Annotated in this window: 14 protein-coding genes; 5 read left to right on the top strand and 9 right to left on the bottom strand. The window is 39.9% G+C overall.

Annotated features, from left to right (window positions below):
- Positions 1 to 632 precede the first annotated feature (632 nt).
- Positions 633 to 1817, top strand: coding sequence for a CaiB/BaiF CoA transferase family protein (locus tag AC6CH1_RS18235; RefSeq protein WP_498318737.1), 1185 nt, complete (start codon positions 633 to 635; stop codon positions 1815 to 1817).
- Positions 1818 to 1861: 44 nt separating this feature from the next.
- On the opposite strand, the gene AC6CH1_RS18230 is transcribed toward AC6CH1_RS18235, so the two are convergent.
- The 3 genes from AC6CH1_RS18230 to AC6CH1_RS18220 all read right to left on the bottom strand — a co-directional run bounded on the left by AC6CH1_RS18230 (position 1862) and on the right by AC6CH1_RS18220 (position 5429).
- Complete coding sequence (locus AC6CH1_RS18230) at positions 1862 to 3304, bottom strand: Fe-S-cluster redox enzyme (RefSeq protein WP_498318736.1); 1443 nt, start codon at positions 3302 to 3304, stop codon at positions 1862 to 1864.
- Positions 3305 to 3503: 199 nt separating this feature from the next.
- A complete protein-coding gene (locus AC6CH1_RS18225) occupies positions 3504 to 4022 on the bottom strand; it encodes a hypothetical protein (protein ID WP_079523257.1) in 519 nt (172 codons plus the stop codon).
- A 111-nt stretch (positions 4023 to 4133) separates the two neighbouring features.
- Positions 4134 to 5429, bottom strand: a complete 1296-nt coding sequence (locus tag AC6CH1_RS18220) for an acetamidase/formamidase family protein (RefSeq protein ID WP_498318759.1) — start codon at positions 5427 to 5429, stop codon at positions 4134 to 4136.
- Between the two features lie 252 nt (positions 5430 to 5681).
- Here AC6CH1_RS18220 and AC6CH1_RS18215 point away from each other — a divergent pair, with 252 nt between their 5' ends.
- The gene (locus tag AC6CH1_RS18215) at positions 5682 to 6035 is read left to right on the top strand and encodes a YbgA family protein (protein ID WP_498318735.1); all 354 of its coding nucleotides are present in this window, start codon (positions 5682 to 5684) and stop codon (positions 6033 to 6035) included.
- A gap of 60 nt (positions 6036 to 6095) precedes the next feature.
- Here the strand turns inward: AC6CH1_RS18215 and AC6CH1_RS18210 are convergent, their stop codons facing one another.
- The 5 genes from AC6CH1_RS18210 to AC6CH1_RS18190 all read right to left on the bottom strand — a co-directional run bounded on the left by AC6CH1_RS18210 (position 6096) and on the right by AC6CH1_RS18190 (position 13242).
- A complete protein-coding gene (locus AC6CH1_RS18210) occupies positions 6096 to 6878 on the bottom strand; it encodes an SDR family oxidoreductase (RefSeq protein ID WP_079523254.1) in 783 nt (260 codons plus the stop codon).
- Positions 6879 to 7080: 202 nt separating this feature from the next.
- On the bottom strand, positions 7081 to 8118 hold the full coding sequence (locus AC6CH1_RS18205; RefSeq protein ID WP_498318734.1) for a nucleotide kinase: 1038 nt from the start codon (positions 8116 to 8118) through the stop codon (positions 7081 to 7083).
- Positions 8119 to 8246: 128 nt separating this feature from the next.
- Complete coding sequence (locus AC6CH1_RS18200) at positions 8247 to 10844, bottom strand: cation-translocating P-type ATPase (RefSeq protein ID WP_498318733.1); 2598 nt, start codon at positions 10842 to 10844, stop codon at positions 8247 to 8249.
- A gap of 228 nt (positions 10845 to 11072) precedes the next feature.
- On the bottom strand, positions 11073 to 11315 hold the full coding sequence (locus tag AC6CH1_RS18195; protein WP_251691408.1) for a spore protein Tlp: 243 nt from the start codon (positions 11313 to 11315) through the stop codon (positions 11073 to 11075).
- Between the two features lie 595 nt (positions 11316 to 11910).
- Entirely contained in the window at positions 11911 to 13242 is a 1332-nt protein-coding gene (locus tag AC6CH1_RS18190; protein WP_498318732.1) for an FAD-dependent oxidoreductase, read from the bottom strand.
- A gap of 294 nt (positions 13243 to 13536) precedes the next feature.
- Here AC6CH1_RS18190 and AC6CH1_RS18185 point away from each other — a divergent pair, with 294 nt between their 5' ends.
- The 3 genes from AC6CH1_RS18185 (at position 13537) to AC6CH1_RS18175 (ending at position 16896) form a co-directional block, all read left to right on the top strand.
- Positions 13537 to 14472 (top strand): Gfo/Idh/MocA family protein, encoded by a 936-nt coding sequence (locus tag AC6CH1_RS18185; RefSeq protein WP_498318731.1) that lies wholly within the window; start codon positions 13537 to 13539, stop codon positions 14470 to 14472.
- A 156-nt stretch (positions 14473 to 14628) separates the two neighbouring features.
- The gene (locus tag AC6CH1_RS18180; protein ID WP_498318730.1) at positions 14629 to 16230 is read left to right on the top strand and encodes a gamma-glutamyltransferase family protein; all 1602 of its coding nucleotides are present in this window, start codon (positions 14629 to 14631) and stop codon (positions 16228 to 16230) included.
- 210 nt (positions 16231 to 16440) lie between these two features.
- Positions 16441 to 16896, top strand: a complete 456-nt coding sequence (locus AC6CH1_RS18175) for a helix-turn-helix domain-containing protein (protein WP_251691400.1) — start codon at positions 16441 to 16443, stop codon at positions 16894 to 16896.
- 36 nt (positions 16897 to 16932) lie between these two features.
- On the opposite strand, the gene AC6CH1_RS18170 is transcribed toward AC6CH1_RS18175, so the two are convergent.
- Complete coding sequence (locus AC6CH1_RS18170) at positions 16933 to 17241, bottom strand: DUF6509 family protein (RefSeq protein ID WP_251691398.1); 309 nt, start codon at positions 17239 to 17241, stop codon at positions 16933 to 16935.
- Positions 17242 to 17307 lie beyond the last annotated feature (66 nt).

Raw genomic sequence — 17307 nt, 5'->3', positions numbered from 1 at the left:
TGTCGTAACATGTTCAATCTAGTAAAAACTTCTGTTGTTTATATCGGCTAACGGTGCGCAAAACTGTATGAAATTTATGGAGTTTTTCATTTTAATTCTGGATTTTTAAATTTAAACAAAAAAAGGAACGACATTGCTCCGACCTTGAAAGTCATAAAGCAAAATCGTTCTATAAATAAATAGCCAACCATCCATACTTTACCCTAGCTAAAAACTTTCTAATCTTTAATAGGGTTTCTATACTTAGTTAATATTCACTAAAATTACATTTTATTCCTTTCTATGATTATTTTTTTCAAAAAATAGATAGCAAACTACGTCTGGTTGTTTTTCCTATATTTCTGCACAATTTGCTTATTTTCGCACTATAATTTTCAGAGTATTTAAAATATAATAGATATTAGAGAATTAGAAAATAAGGGGACTCTTTTTCTTATATTTATATTTTATTGAAAGTGTTGGCATATTCAGCTATTTTAAAGTTCTCATTTTGGGTTGGTTCTACTTTTCACTCAGAACTTTCCACTTTGTCATCAATACTTTCTACTTTCCGGCAAAGGGTTTCTACTTTCCACACTTAACATTCAATATTTCTTACAAAAACAACTGTTCAACACATAAGGGGGATGGGTATGACTATTTTAAATGGGTTAAAAGTTTTGGATTTTTCTTCTCTATTGCCTGGACCGCTTGCGTCCATGATGTTTGCGGATCTCGGGGCAGATGTGATTCATGTGGAGTCAGAGCGCCGTGTTGATTTAATGCGGATTATGCCGCCGTATGATGAGGACAAGGAATCTTACTTCCATCAGCATTTAAACCGTTCAAAAAAATCTTTGCAGCTAAATTTAAAGTCTGCGGAGAGCATTGAAATTATTAAAAAGCTTATACAAGATTACGACATTGTCATTGAAGGGTTCCGTCCTGGTGTGATGAAACGCCTAGGAATCGACTATGAAACATTGCGCGAATACAATCCGCGCCTCATTTACTGTGCAATTACAGGCTATGGGCAAACCGGACCGTATGCAACGCGGCCAGGCCATGATAATAACTACTTATCAATTGGCGGAGTGCTCAATCATTCCCGTTTAAAGGATAAAAAACCTGTGGCTATGGGCATTCAAATAGCGGATATTGCAGGCGGGACAATGCATGCTGCTATCGGAATTTTAGCGGCTGCTCTTCACCGTGAAAAAACCGGTGAAGGGAAATTTATCGATGTTTCGATGACCGATGCGATGTTTTCGATGAATGCTTTATATGGGACGCAATATCTCGGAAGCGGCCGTCCACCTCAGCCGGAAGAGGAAATTTTAAATGGTGGAACATTTTATGATTACTACCGGACGAAAGACGGTCGTTACTTTTCAGTCGGTAGCCTGGAGCCACAATTCCGCAAACTCCTATGTGAAGCGCTTGGCATTCCGGAACTGATCGACAGCACATTTAATGACTCCTACTATACACAGCAACGTTTTAAAGAAGCAGTTACTGATGCGTTTTGCTCGAAAACATTTGATCAATGGCTTGAAATTTTCAATGAAGATTTCCATGGATGTGTGGAGCCGGTTCTTACATTTGACGAAGCTTGCGAACACCCGCAAATCAAAGCACGGAATATGCTTGTAGATGTTCAGAAACCGGACGGATCCTCGCAGCGCCAAATTGGAACAGCCTTGAAAATAAGCGGTGTTGAACCGACTTACAAACATGTCGGGGCAAAAATAGGTGAACATACCGAGGAAATTTTAACTGCTTACGGCTATACAAAAGAGCAAATTGAACAGCTAACAAACGATGGCGTATTACAATAAAACAAAGGTGAAGCATGCATCGGCATTGCTTCACCTTTTCATTATTAGCATAGTACAACACGGCGCTCAATAAACTGGCGCAAATATTGGAAATGATGCGGTATGAGCAAATATTTCTTATAGACTGCCAATAGTTTCTCCACTAACAGGTCTTCTTCTGCCCAAAATAGTATTTTCAACAAATTGCAAATATGCTGTGATGTCATTTCTGCTATACAAAAATAATCGCTGTTTTTGTTTAAATATTGCTGTTGCCAAATAATGATCGATTCCCGGATATTTTGTGGCGAACCATCAACGAATAGTGCAATATCGCGTTGAACAGTTGCCTCGATCATATGCAGAATCATTTCCGTTTCATCGGCATGAAGGAGCTGAAATATGGCTGCACATGACGCAAGCTCATAATTTTTCAACAGCTCTATCCCAAGCTCAAACTGCTCTTCTTTAACAACACTATTAATCAGTTCATAAAAGACATGCTCCAAGTAGTTTTTCCGGTAATCTTTCACAAGTGTATCGGGCTGCGGGTTCATGCTGCTCAATACATCCGCATATTCAACAACAAGTTCAATCGCATGATTATTTATCCGCTCTTCCTCAATTAAATACATTCCTTGAAGTAAAATACTCCGATAATCTCTTTTATAAACCGCTTCCTGGAACAACATATAGCCAAGCAGTGTTTGCTCTTTCGTATTCAATGCAAACTTTCCGGTAGACCAATTTTCCAGTAATGCCTGAATGCATTTTCGAAGCTTTAGCATATGGCGTCGCCCGCTTGTAAAATGTGTGCGGACATTTAATAGGTGCAGCTGCTTTACTTCATCTGATTTAGGATTTTCATAATCAATCTTTTGTACGAGCTTATGGATGATTGTCGCAATCCGATTTGCCGTCAATTGTCCGGCTAGCAAAGCTTTAAAATCTTTCATTATATCAACAGGTCTCGTAATCTTCATTAAAGGGACCTGTAAAAACAGTGAATAAATCTTTTTTGCCCCAATTATGTTCCAGTACTTCTCATTTGTACTGTAAATTGGCTGCACCAAAAAAAGATTGTTCACTTTGTACACATAAATCTTCTTAAGCTCTGTTTGTATATGTGTTACTGGGACCGGCTTTGAGAAAACATATTCAATCAGCTGGTCAAATGCCACTTCCCCCTGTGTATGTAAAAATGAAAATAACACTTTTCTGTTTTGCTGCTTGGCAAAAAACTGCTCCATTTTTTCATTCACTGTATTCGTCTCATTAACTGAATTATTAATAAATAATTCTAATCTTCCCCAATAGTTTTTGATTAACTGAAAGCAAAACTTCTCTGCACGCTCCTGCTCCAACAAAAATTCATTGCTTTGTATAGGTGCGCCCCAAATCGCAGTTTGTTTTACAAATAGAAACTTTTCTTCCAAAGCTTGCTCTAGCTTTTCCCCTGTTTGTCCGTTCGTCTGTTGAAAGAGCTGCTCATCAAATGAAAGCAACAACGAAGATCCCTCCATTTTTCCCACCTTATTTCTATACAAAAATATACCAAAAAATAAATGTGTATGTAACATTTTTAATTTTTTAACTTTCATTCAAGCTGATTCAACAAAAAAAAGCATATCGTTTCATTTGCAGCAATTTGTATGAAATATTGCTTAAAACATACGTACTGACAATAGAAATCGATATGCATCATAACTATTCGTTATGCAAAATAGAGGTCACGATAATTTTTGATGGATTGGCCTGCACTGGTTTGCTTTTTGTTGCACGGTCATAAAAAACGAACAGCATCTTTCCTTCCAAATCTTTCTGATCCACGCGCTTTCCAGTCAAATCGACTATTTCTGTTTTTTCACTGACATGGAGTTTAAGCTTCAGCTGATCACAGTAAAGTTGCCGGTCAAATGCACCGACACATACTTCGCCATCTTTATCAAACTGATCAAAAATGATCAATAGTGGTGTTGTATGCGGCGGGGAAACCATCGGCAAAGGATTTCTGGAATCAATAAAGGCAATAATTTTCGCCTTAACAGGAATGGCAGATGCCCCAATTTGGTACCCGTCCTTTGTCATTAAAGGCGTTTTTGATGTAATTTGGAATATGACTTTCTTATTGCCGTCTTTTTCACTTATTGCTTCAATAATACCAATACCTGACTGAACGCTAATCGAGATGACAAGAGCTTCTATCTTCTTGATCAATGGCTGCATCGCTTCATCCCCTCTACTTTTCTAGTAATTTCCTATTTCCCGAAAAATAAAGAACAAAAACTTATCTAATTAACTATGATATTACTGCTTTTAACAATTGATCAACTGTATTCAGTCATATTGACGCTTAACTGTTTTAAACAGTCGTGCTTTTTTCAAAAGTGTTTTTGGCATTTGAACTGTAGCAGTCACAACACCCGGATGTCTTCCTATTTCAATTCCACCGGTAATGGTTGCACGGTTTCTCACTTCTTCCACTGTCAGTTCAAATAACTTTGCCGTGCGCTCGAGTGCATTTTCTGTAGCCACATTTAAGTTAATCCCTGTTCCTACAATCGATAACGGGAAACTTTCCTCAACCTGCTTCACACCAAATTCCTCTGCCAAATTACGAGCAATGCGCTTTTCTTCTTTCGTAAAAGGTTTTGCGGTATAAGGCAAATCTTCAACATTCGGCAGCAAGATAGGACCGTCCAAATTTACTTTTTTCAGTACACTTACCTGTAGCTGTACAATACCCGATACATCAGTCGTATGTCCGGCAATTTCACCATCGCCCTGCATTGCATGCATATCCCCTACATATACACCCCCACCAGGAACCTTTACAGGACAAATGACAACTGCCCCTTCGCGCACACGGTTGATATCCATATGTCCATCTGTACGGTGGATATTCAGCTCGTCTTCGGTCATTGTAAATTCATGTGGCGCTCCAATTAGAAATGTTCCGAAATCACCAGCATTATGAGAATCCGGCATCGCTTTTGACGGCGTTGTCCCAAGCTGTCCAACAAACGGACGCATTCTTGCTAGTACCCCGATCAGGTCACTCGGCGCGAATGAAGTAATCGGATTTTGAATCGAATTTTCCGGAGTTCTCATATAATTTTTGCTGTCTTGGGCAATCCGGCGAGCAGCTTCTTTTCCGACCGTCAATCCGACATTCCCTTTTGAATTAAATGCCATCGTATAGCCGTTGGAAATTTTAAATGGTGTTGTATCCGTCCCGCATGTCATACATTTTACCGACTCCTGACCGATTCCTTGTACAATTGTCGGCGGATGTAGCTTCCCGCACCCCGGACATTTCACCTTTACGAAAGGATCCCCGATAAAGCGTTCATTTTGTGCTTCGTCTGTTCCCGAAGAAGTCGCCATCGATGTAACTTGAATCGATTTAATTTGAATAACGATTGCATCCCCGACTTCCGCCCCTTCCACATATACGGGCTTTGTTACTTCGTGCCCCCCGCGAATCGTCGGTGTAATCATTGGGCCCCAACAACCAGGTGCTGTATTGGCAATGATTGTACCCCCATCTTTTAAAGGTCCTAACATTGGTGCATTCGGATTTAACACACCATCTGTAAATTCATTGACGAAAATTGTTTCGGCAGCCTGAATAACTGGTTTATCCCGGTATACCGACTCTCCTGTTAATTGTCCATTCACTGTTGTTAGTTCATTTACCATTAGAACCCCTCTTTTCCTTCAATTTTAAGTAAATTCAGTAAATTCAAAAGCTATCTTCATTATACAAACTTTTTACACTATAAGTTGGATTTGACTCCTTATAAAAGCAAAACTTTTATCTATCTTATATAATGTGAACAACTAGTAGATTATGCAAAAGTGGAATGGGAGGATGACTCTTTTATGAATCAAAATAAGACGGAAATCCTTTGGCGTGAGGAAAAATACAATGTGATGTTTTATAGCCAAAATCATTACAATGTAATTCGTCAGGCGATGAAAAATAAAGCCTCTTATGAAGAAATTTCAGCGCTGATCGAACAGGCATTAAGCTTAACACCAACAAAAGGTAGCATGCGCAATGCTTGCCAACATATGTGGGGTTATTTTAAAAAGGTTGCAACCGAAGAAGAGAAAAAACAGTATGAACAATTGATACAAACAACAAACTTCAGTGAACTATTAACCTTTTTAAAAGGACTGGCTGAGAAATACGAAGTAACGTATTTATTGGAAAGCTGGGTATTGAAGCGTTAAAAAAGAAAGAGAATCAATGAGGACAAAAAATCCCCTTAAATGTTTTAAGGGGATTACCATTTAATATTTATAGGACTGCCCGCCGTCGATTGGAATAACCGCTGCGTTAATGAAGTCCGCTTCGTTAGATAGCAGGAATGCTACTAAATAACCGACTTCTTCCGGCTTACCGAAACGTCTCATCGGATTTGGCTTTACAAACTCCTTGCCGACTTCCTCCCAGTTATCGCCACCCATTTGGCGCAGTGATCCTTCTACCATTGGCGTCATAATCGCACCCGGGGCAATTGCTTTAATCGAAATTCCGTATTGGCCGTATTCAATCGCCGAGTTACGCGTTAACCCGACAACACCATGTTTACTAGCCGCATAGCCTGACTGGTTTCCGACACCGCGGATTCCGCCAACCGAAGCTGTATTGACAATCGAGCCGTATCCTTGCTCCTTCATCACTTTCAGCACATATTTCATACCATAGAAGACACCGTTCAAATTGACGGATATAACTTTATGAAATTCCTCAATACCGTAATCTCCAGTTAAGTTTTGCTTCCCTTCAATTCCCGCATTGTTAAAGAAACCATCAATTTTGCTGAATTTCTCAACCGTTTGATTCACAAAATTTTCAACTTCACTTTCTGTAGCTACGTTTGCTGTCACTAACAATGTTTCAGCATTTGGTGCTACTTCAAGCACTTTTTTCTTCGTTTCATCCAGTCCTGCCTGATTTAAATCAACGAGTACAAGCTTTGCGCCTTCCTTTGCAAGCTGCAATGTGGCAGCTTGTCCTAATCCAGAACCTGCACCGGTAACAATTATAACTTTTCCTTCAAAACGATTCATGAGTTGTCCTCCTTTGTAATGAAAAGCTCACCATCAGCATACAGTATTTTCTGTTTGAGTAAAATTTATAGCCCCTAAAAAATTTATTATTTCGAAAACTCATAAATTATTTTAAAATAATATTAATCATAGAGGTTCTGCATCACAAAATAAGGCATGGACCCGATATCAATTCGGATCCATGCCTATTAAAATTCTTTTCCTAATTAAAAAGCTCAAATAGTAAGGCTGTTCGTTTATTGAATTCATCCAAATTGATAGCGGCATCTACTGCTTCACGAACTTTCCTTTCTTGTTCTGCGTATTTCGCTGCAAATTGTTTTGCATCTGCCATCGTCGCTTTGTACTTTTCTACGATTGCTTCTATATTCTTTTCCTCTACTTCTGTCGGATGACAATGCTGGGCAATATCGAAAATTTCATCACCAGGGCGATTTCCATCAGGGAAATACACGTGCGGCTCCGTACTGTCAAAAATACAGAATTTCAATTCAGGTATAATGACCATATCGATCGAATTGGAATCCAGTCCGCACCAAACGAGTTGTACATCAAAGCCTCTGCTTATCGCTTCATTGGCTAATTTCTTCATCATCGAAGATTTTCCTGTTCCGGGATACCCTTTAATAAATAATCTCTTTTCAAGGTTTTGCGTAATGCTTTGTACTGTGTCCTGCGCTCCTGTTGGGGTTAATGTTCCGAGTAAGCGATGTGTAAGCTGGCCGGATTTCTGCCGATTCGTTTCGCCAAACAGTTCGTTCGTCAACTCCGCAAACTGCTGATCCAACCCGCTCCATTCCATTTGCCTTCTCGTTTCCACTTCCCAGTCATCATGAATGTGAATAGCATTGGAAAGCTTGGCAAAGCACTGCTCATAGTAGGCTTGTTTCGATTCGTTTACCGAAGTCAAATTTTCACTCAATGCAATGTGTTGTTCATTCAAACAGTCATAAAGGGAAATGACATGATCCCGTACCCCTGGCAGTACCGGTTCTATTGACGGGTTTGTCGCTTGAACAATTAATATACGATGAGGGGCTTGAATATAAACTGCTTCGACCGTATTTTCAAATAAAGGATCATAGAAAAACTCAATGTGTGCACCTTTTTCATAGTAGTGCGACCCGATTTTCTGCAGCAACTCCGAAACTCTGAAACCGTGCGCTCCTTTTAGTAAATACACAGCTTGCGCTTCATCCATCAGCTCTTTATAAATATTTTTAATGCCCTGCCCTGTCATTGCCTGGCCGAAGAAATGTTTAATTGTCGTGCTAATAATGTCATCCTTCCATAACCTTGTTAACTTTATTTTTATGTTAACCAGCTAAAAAAGTTGCCATATACTGTTTTGTTCATTACATTTTCTATTTACGCCTTGGCAGATCCGAAAAACAGTTTACGAACCTGGATAATAACTAACGGCACTAACGATAATCCATAAATCATTAAATATTGGCTACTCGTCAAATCGGCTACCTCGAATAACCCGTTGATCAGGACAAAATTCAATATTGTAAACCCGAGTAAAAAGGCAATCCAAACTGCCAAATTCGAGAAAATTCCGATTTTAAAAATGGAATCTTCCGAACGGCAATTGAACCCATGCAGTAGTCTTGATAAACATAATGTTGCAAACGCCATTGTTGTCGCAACTGCTGTATCACCTGTCGATAAGCCTACTTGAAAGGCGATGATTGTGACTGCCGCAATAATTACTCCTTCAAATCCTACTTGGGATACGAATTTTTTATTTAGCAGTGACTCATTTATATTCCGCGGTTTTTCCTTCATCAGTTTCTTATTATGCGGTTCTAATCCAATCGCAATCGCTGGCAGGCTATCCGTCAATAAGTTGATAAACAATAGATGGATCGGCAGAAACGGAGCCGGTAATGCGAAAAGCGTTGCATATAAAACAACGAAGATCGCCCCTGCATTTCCGGATAACAGGAATTTAATCGCATTTTTTATATTGGCATAAATACTTCGTCCGTTGGAAATCGATTTGACGATTGTTAAAAAATTATCGTCGGTTAAAATCATTGCTGACGCATCTTTAGCCACTTCAGTTCCTGTTTTCCCCATTGCCACACCAATTTCAGCCTGTTTTAGTGCCGGGGCGTCATTTACCCCGTCCCCCGTCATTGCGACAACATGTCCTTTTTCTTGCCAAGCCTTTACAATACGGATTTTGTGCTCTGGAGATACACGAGCATAGACAGAGAAGCTTTCCACCTTATTTTTCAATTCCCGATCCGAAAGCTTTTCAATGTCCTTTCCTTCAATTGCTTCATCAGGACTTTTTAATATACCGAGCTGTTTCGCGATCGCGATTGCCGTAATTTTGTGGTCCCCTGTAATCATGACAGGTTTAATGCCCGCATCCATACAGTCTGCAACTGCCTGTGCCGATTCATCGCGCGGAGGGTCCATCATCGCGATTAGCCCGACAAATGTTAAGCCTTGCTCGTCCTTTTTACTTATATTAGAAGTAAAGACTTCTTTATACGTAATGGCAATTACCCGTAATCCGGCATTCGAAAATGCGGTATTCGCCTGATTAATCTTTTCTAGCTGCTCGTTCGTAATAATCGAACTGCTGCTTGAATCGACGCGACTAATACGGGGAAGAAGCTCGTCCACTGCCCCTTTAGTAATCATGACATTACGGTTCCCCATACGGTGAACAGTACTCATCAATTTTCGAGTGGAATCGAAAGGAATCTCTCCTACACGCGGATGAAGCCCGCGTATCAGTTGCTCACTCATTTCAAATTCATGTCCTAACTTTACAAGTGCAAGTTCTGTTGGATCTCCTATTGTTTTATCCCTTAGCATCATAGAATCATTGCAAAGAATCGCAAAATCAAGCAGTTTTTTATGACTCGGGTTGGTCGGCTCCAGCTCGTTGGAGGAGAAGAACTGCTCGCCCGTATAAACTTCCTGAACCGTCATTTTGTTTTGTGTCAGCGTCCCGGTTTTGTCTGTACAAATAATCGAAACACTTCCCAAACTTTCTACTGCCGGCAATTTACGGATAATCGCATTTTCCTTTGCCATATTTTGAGTCCCTACTGCCAGTACAATCGTTACAATCGAACTTAACGCTTCAGGAATTGCCGCGACCGCCAAGGAAACTGCAAACATAAAGGAATCAATCAGCTCACGCCCCCGAATAATATCCAAAGCAAAAATTACGATACAAATCAGGATAATTCCAATGGCAAGACGTTTTCCGAATTTATCAAGATTGATTTGCAAAGGTGTTTTTTTCTCTTTCGCATTGTCGATCAGCTTAGCAATTTTTCCGATTTCCGTATTCATACCGATTGAAGTAACTGCTACTGCCCCACGACCATTTGTCACAAAGCTGCCGGAGTACACCATGTTTTTTCTGTCTCCTAGTGCAAGCTCTGTTTCAACAATTGTATTGGCTACTTTATCGACCGCCAAAGATTCGCCTGTTAATGAACTTTCATTTATTTGCAAACTATGACTTTCGACTACTCGTCCATCCGCACTAATAGAATCGCCCGCTTCCAAAATGAGCAGATCCCCTACTATTACATTTCTAGATGGTATTTCAATAATTTCCCCGTTACGTTTAACTTTTGAAACGGGTGCCGCCATTTCCTTTAAACTGTTCAATGATTTTTCAGCTCGGGCATGCTGAACCGTTCCGAGAATGGCATTTAATATAATGACGATTAAAATGACAATGGAACTGTCCATATCTCCAAGGAAGATTGAAACAATTGCCGCAACAATTAAAATGAGCACTAAAAAATCCTGAAACTGCTCGAAGAAAACTTCGAAAATATTTTTCTGCTTTCCTTCTTTTAATTCGTTATAGCCATACTTTTTCTGGCGGCCGCGGACTTCGTAATCAGTTAATCCATACTGCGTCACATCTAACTTTTTCATTACTTCTTGTACAGATGCTTGGTAATATTCTGTTACTTTCATTTAAAGCCTCCTTCAAGTCATTTGATTGGTGCAAATAACTATTTTGAGCAATCCTATTTAAAATAGAAGAACTCTCCCAAAACACTGTATGATAGTTTTAGTATGAAAATGAAAACTTCCCAACAAAAATCTCATAAAACTTAGCTCTGTTTTATACAAAAAAAACGTTAATCTAAAAATTAAGATTAACGTTTAAAATGGGTTATTTATTTATAAACTAAAAAAACGCTATTTAAATGAGTCCCTTCTAGCTTTGGCTGCTTTTCTTTCTCTGATTTGTTCTTCCAATTGGGCAATGGCTGTTCTGCGACGTGCATTTTTTTCTTCAATATTTTCCAGTTCATCAGGAAGAGCAAACTCTTTACTAATTTCAGCCTCGTGTATATTTTCTTTTGTATTGTTAATCATTTTCCCTAAACTTATCGCATTTTCCGATCCTTTGTTGAAAACATCATGTCTGTCGTTTTTCATCATGATTCCTCCTTTTCGATGATAAATTTAGTTTGTTTTGCTTCACTTTATTTATTCCAACATAATATTTCTTTATTTCGTCACAGATGTCATATTATTGTTATACAAATACAATAAAAAATTTTTAAAAAGCACTAAAAACACCTTTAAACCCTTGATACGAAAGGTTTTGCTATATAATCAGCTATTTTACATGTTATTTACATATTCATTAAAATGGCGTTTTGCTAATAATTATGCGCTATAGTATGGATAAGTTCAAAACAAGTAGTGAGCCTTCATCATGATTCCACCTTTGCAGAAAGTCATAGCTGCTAGCATGAATGAACGCATAACTATACATAATTAATTTGAACAAATTTGACTAACCACCTCTTTGCCGATTACGTCACAGCGTAATTGTATCCAACGTTGGATATCCACCTGAGGTTTTAACTTCATTTAGCGAGTGTTTATAACACACACTTTAAACAAATATAAACACTTCCTCCAGCCATCTTGCAACCTTTTATATAGGTGGGAAGATGCTACTAAAAGAAGTTAAGCACCAAAAAGCTCCAGCTATTTCCCAATAGTAGCTGGAGCTTTTGATGTTTTATCTTTTTTTACCATAGCGTTTTGGTGCCTGCATAATCGCATCCCACACGCCGCTAAATGGCGGTGCATAAGCTAAATCCAAGTCCAACAGTTCCTCGAAGGTCATTTTATTGTAAAGCGCTGTCGCAAATACATCAATCCGTTTATCGACCCCGTGCTTTCCTACTATTTGGAGACCAACGAGCTTGCGGCTTTGCTGTTCGACAAGCATTCGAAGCTTCATCGGCTGGACATTCGGATAGTAGCTTGCAATATCATTCACTTCCATTACATACGCTTCTACAAGTGCATTTAAACGATCTGCAGCCTGATTATTTAATCCTGTCATGCCTATATGCAGATCAAAAAACTTTAAGATGGATGTTCCGACAATTCCAGCGAACTTCTGATTAAAGCCAGCAATATTCAACCCGGCAATTCGCCCCTGTTTGTTTGCTGTCGTCCCAAGCGGTAAATAATCGTCCTTCTGGTTTACACGGTTAAAATGAGATGCACAGTCCCCTGCCGAATACACATTAGCAATCGAAGTCTCCATTTTTTCATTGACGATAAGTGCTCCATTTTCCAGCTTGGCAAAACCTTGTGCAAAATGTGTATTTGGACGGACTCCTGTCGCGACGATGACAAGGTCTGTTTTATGCACACCACTGTTTGTCCGAACTGCCTCCACAAATTCTGTTCCTTCGTAGCCTATCGTATCTTCATTTAATAAAACTTCCACACCATTTTTGACTGCTTCCTCATAAATAATATCGGTCAGCTGCTCATCAAGAATCGACATTAATGTGCTTCCCCGTTGAATGAGACGCACATCCAGACCGCGCTCCCGTATTGTTTCAACAACTTCAAGACCAATATAACCTCCACCGATGACCGTAACGTGCTTCACATTCGGCAACTGTTCCATCAGTTCATTCATTTGTGGAATTGTTTTTACTGTATAAATCCCTTTTAAATGAGCATTTTCGATTTTCGGCATTGTTGGTGATGCTCCTGTTGCGATGAGCAGTTTATCGTATATAAATTCGAATGGCTCCTTGCTGTTTACATCAATACCACTCACTTTTTGGAGTTTTGTATCAACTGCTGTCACTTCATGGAAAATGCGTGCATCAATTCCGTATTTCGAGCGGAACTCCTCCACATCCCTTGCAATCAAATCTTCTGCATGAGGAACTTTTCCATTAATTACGTAGGGCAATCCGCATTGTCCATAAGAATAAACTTCGCCTTTTTCTAATACGACAACGTGGGCGGCCTTATTATTACGCACAATTTCCATTGCTGCACTCATACCTGCCGCGTCTCCGCCTATAATTACAACTTTCATATTTGATCCACTCCTCAATACACTTTTCTCTTTCTTAATAAAATGCTACCGAAAATTATTTCTATTAATAGCATACCATTACTATTGTTTCGTAATCCTATGTATTCCCAAAATATGTTACACTAACTATCAGAAAAATCCCATATTTCTTTCGTCCGGCATACACCGGACGAAAGAAATAAAGCCTCCGGCGGATGTCATGGATTCGATAAGGACATCTTTGCGCCGGGGCGCAAAGCCGAATCCAGACGCAATTACGCCAAGGCATAATTGATAAAAAAAGGAGAATCTTTAATGACTAAAACAACCATTGGCATTATCGGTACTGGTGTTGTCGGTGAACGCATTATTAACCAGGCACTGCAAAACGAACATTATGAAATTTCCGCAATATTTGATACGAATGAAGCACGTACAGCACAATTGGCGGCTAAATATAATGTACCCACAACGAATGATTTACAAGCGCTATTAAATTTAAAACCGGACTGGGTTTATATCGGCACACCACCTGTCAGCCATGCAACACTTGCTGCAGAAATTGCAAAGCACAAATTACATATTCTCTCGGAAAAACCGCTTGCCCATGATGCAGCAGACGGAGAAATAATGGTTCGTATCGCAAATGAATCCAATGTTCAAACAGCGATGCATTTTCCGTTAATGTACGGTTCGGCAGTCCATCAGCTGAAACAAGAGCTTGCAAAAGATATGGGTGACATTACCCGTATTGAACTGCATACGTATTTCCCTGAATGGCCGCGTAAATGGCAGCAAAATCCTTGGATTGCTTCACGTAAGCAAGGTGGCTTTATTCGGGAGATTTTCCCGCATTATTTGCAATTAACACACCATTTATTCGGTGATGTTGAAATTTTGGCGCATGAAACAGCTTACCCTGAAGATCAAGCACTTTGTGAAGTCGGGGTATCTGCTTTAGCGAAAACAGCAAACGGCATCCCGATGGTCATTAACGGGCTTGCAGGTATCGGACAGGAAGAGCGCATCGACTTTAAAATTTTCGGAACAGAAAAAGTTGTAACATTACGAAACTGGTCTAATGTCTACACAAGCAAAGCCCATGAGCCGGAAGTGGAGATTACCCTTGCCGAAGCCCCTGAAACAATGCTCGATGCATGTCGAAAAGTCCTTTTAGGCGAAGAAGCATTTGTCGTACCATTCGAGGAAGGCTTAAAAGTGCAGCGTTGGATTGATAAACTGTTAAAGTAATATGATTTCGAAGCTGTTTGGAAAGCCTAATCCCCCTTTCCAAACAGCTTTTTATTTCGGAATCTGAAATATTTAAATTGTAATGAACCTCCTTCTGTACTAAAATAGTCGTAATATTCGTTTTATTGGGCCATTAGATTCAAAGGGGGATTTTTTTTGGACTTTTTACATTATCCATTTCCAAGTAAGCGTAATACAGTCATCGCCAATCGTGGAATGGTCGCAACATCCCAGCCGCTCGCAGCACAGGCGGGACTGGATATTTTAAAAAAAGGCGGCAATGCAGTCGATGCAGCAATCGCGACAGCAGCAGCACTTACTGTTGTTGAGCCTACATCAAACGGAATCGGCGGGGATGCATTTGCCCTCGTCTGGATGAAAGATGAACTTTACGGGTTAAACGCTTCTGGTCCTTCTGCCAAGTCGATTTCCAAAGAAGCATTAACAGAGCGAGGATTAGATTATATACCGATGCATGGAGTTATCCCCGTTACTGTTCCAGGGGCACCATCAGCATGGGTAGCCTTATCAAAGCGATTTGGGAAATTGCCGTTAAGCGAAGTATTAGCCCCTGCCATCTCCTATGCAGAAGAAGGATATCCGATTTCCGTAACACTCGGACAATACTGGCAATCGGCTTATAAAAAGTATAAAAAGAATTTCACATCCGAAGAATTCCAACATTGGTTTGAAACATTTTCAATCGATGGACGGATGCCGGAAGTTGGCGAAGTATGGAACTCTCCAGCACACGGAGATACGTTGCGTAAAATCGCCAAAACAAATGGCGAGGCTTTCTACAAGGGCGAAATCGCAGATAAAATTGATGCCTTCATGAAAAAACATAACGGCTTTATTTCAAAGGAAGATTTGGCAAGCTATGAACCTGAATGGGTAAACCCGATTAAAGTGCATTACAAGGGCTATGACGTATGGGAAATTCCGCCGAATGGACAGGGTATTGTTGCACAGATGGCGCTGAACATTTATCAGCATGCCAAGTCAAAATGGCAGGATGCACAAACATTACATAATCAGATTGAAGCGATGAAGCTAGCATATACGGACGGTAAGGCGTTTGTCACAGAATCAAATGACATGCCGGTCGATGTCGATACACTTTTATCAAACACTTACGGAGAGTCACGCTTTGCTGAAATCAGTGAGACAGCAATTGATCCAAAACCTTTCGAGATTCCAAAAGGCGGTACGGTGTATTTGGCAACAGCTGATGCGGACGGCAATATGGTGTCGTATATCCAAAGTAACTATATGGGCTTCGGTTCAGGCATTGTCATTCCGGAAACAGGTATAGCGCTTCAAAACCGGGGCTATGATTTCTCACTGGATGAAACACATCCAAACTTCTTAAAGCCTGGAAAACGAACATTCAATACAATTATCCCAGGATTTTTGACAAAGGATGATGAAGCGGTCGGTCCATTTGGCGTAATGGGTGGCTATATGCAGCCTCAAGGGCATTTCCAGGTCGTTACATCCACAATCGACTTCGCACTCAACCCGCAAGCAGCACTTGATATGCCCAGATGGCAATGGATCGGTGAAAAGCGCGTCGAAGTCGAGCCGCACTTCCCTAGTTATTTAGTGCATGCATTGCAACGTAAAGGCCACGACATTCGAGTTGCAGTCGACGGCGGCAGTTTCGGACGCGGTCAAATTATATGGCGGGACCAGAAGACAGGCGTGCTGTATGGTGGAACAGAGCCACGTACAGATGGCGCAATTGCCGCTTGGTAAGTAGTTTTTACAACAAAACAGGAGTATCCCGTTGAAGTAATTTTGCGGGATACTCCTATTTATATTTTTTCATTTTTTACTATCTTAATGTATGATTAAACTGCAAAAACTGCAGTGGCAACAAGAGGTTGCTGCCTTACGCACCTATAACTATCTTTACTTTACCCGTACATTTCATCAATACTGAAAACAAGGAAGGGGATGACTCACATGATTTTTAGTGAACGATTAAAAAAAGAGCGAGAAAAAAGAGGTTGGTCACAAGCGGATCTTGCCGAAAAAATCCATGTTAGTCGCCAATCCGTTTCTAAATGGGAAACCGGGAAGAACTATCCGAGTATTGAAGTAATCATTGATTTGAGTGATTTGTTTGGCATCACAATTGATGAAATGTTGAGGAGTGATGGTGAATTGAAAGAAAAAGTAATTCGAGATAGTAAGAAATTGGCGTATCCAAAATGGAAAGCGTTCTTTGATAGCGTATTTTTATTAGGTGCATTTTTATTGGTTGCAAAACTGATTATTATGGGTTTAAATCATTTTGCTGGTATGGATGTTATTATTCCTGAAGGCTTACCAAAAATCCTATCAAACTTCTTGCCGCTAGCTTTAATGGTAATCGGCGGGATTGGTGCAGACCAGTTAAAAACAAAATATATTGAATAAAAAAAGGTAGCGCATTCGCTACCTTTTTTATACCGATTATTCAGCTTCTGTTTCACTTGAATCAGCATATAATTCCTCTTTGCAAAACTCCAATATCATCGCTTCTTCGTCTTCTTCCAATGCAAAATCCAAAAACTCATTATTAGATTTATCAATAATAAAATAGTTCACGATGCGTACATTGTCGTCAATTACCCCTACAATCACACGAATCTCTAATCCTGCAGCGGAATACAGTTCATCTTCCTCATCCACTTCTACATCTAATAAAAACTCATAACGCTTACCTTCAATAATCTTTGTCGGATCTAAAATTTCTTCTATTGAAAATTGCGTAATATTCATATTCATGCTCCTTCCGGGAAATGCTTCTATTTTATCATAAACGAAAATTGCCCCGCGTCAAATAAC

The organism is Solibacillus sp. GQ1 (assembly GCF_059758555.1).
This window is presented reverse-complemented; position numbering and strand designations above follow the sequence as displayed.

Excerpts from the sequence above, each read along its gene's own strand:
- AC6CH1_RS18185 (WP_498318731.1), top strand. The coding sequence starts at position 13,537 with ATGACTAAAACAACCATTGGCATTATCGGTACTGGTGTTGTCGGTGAA.
- AC6CH1_RS18200 (WP_498318733.1), bottom strand. The coding sequence starts at position 10,844 with ATGAAAGTAACAGAATATTACCAAGCATCTGTACAAGAAGTAATGAAA.
- AC6CH1_RS18195 (WP_251691408.1), bottom strand. The coding sequence starts at position 11,315 with ATGAAAAACGACAGACATGATGTTTTCAACAAAGGATCGGAAAATGCG.
- AC6CH1_RS18215 (WP_498318735.1), top strand. The coding sequence starts at position 5,682 with ATGAATCAAAATAAGACGGAAATCCTTTGGCGTGAGGAAAAATACAAT.
- AC6CH1_RS18175 (WP_251691400.1), top strand. The coding sequence starts at position 16,441 with ATGATTTTTAGTGAACGATTAAAAAAAGAGCGAGAAAAAAGAGGTTGG.
- AC6CH1_RS18170 (WP_251691398.1), bottom strand. The coding sequence starts at position 17,241 with ATGAATATTACGCAATTTTCAATAGAAGAAATTTTAGATCCGACAAAG.
- AC6CH1_RS18210 (WP_079523254.1), bottom strand. The coding sequence starts at position 6,878 with ATGAATCGTTTTGAAGGAAAAGTTATAATTGTTACCGGTGCAGGTTCT.
- AC6CH1_RS18235 (WP_498318737.1), top strand. The coding sequence starts at position 633 with ATGACTATTTTAAATGGGTTAAAAGTTTTGGATTTTTCTTCTCTATTG.
- AC6CH1_RS18225 (WP_079523257.1), bottom strand. The coding sequence starts at position 4,022 with ATGCAGCCATTGATCAAGAAGATAGAAGCTCTTGTCATCTCGATTAGC.
- AC6CH1_RS18205 (WP_498318734.1), bottom strand. The coding sequence starts at position 8,118 with ATGACAGGGCAGGGCATTAAAAATATTTATAAAGAGCTGATGGATGAA.
- AC6CH1_RS18190 (WP_498318732.1), bottom strand. The coding sequence starts at position 13,242 with ATGAAAGTTGTAATTATAGGCGGAGACGCGGCAGGTATGAGTGCAGCA.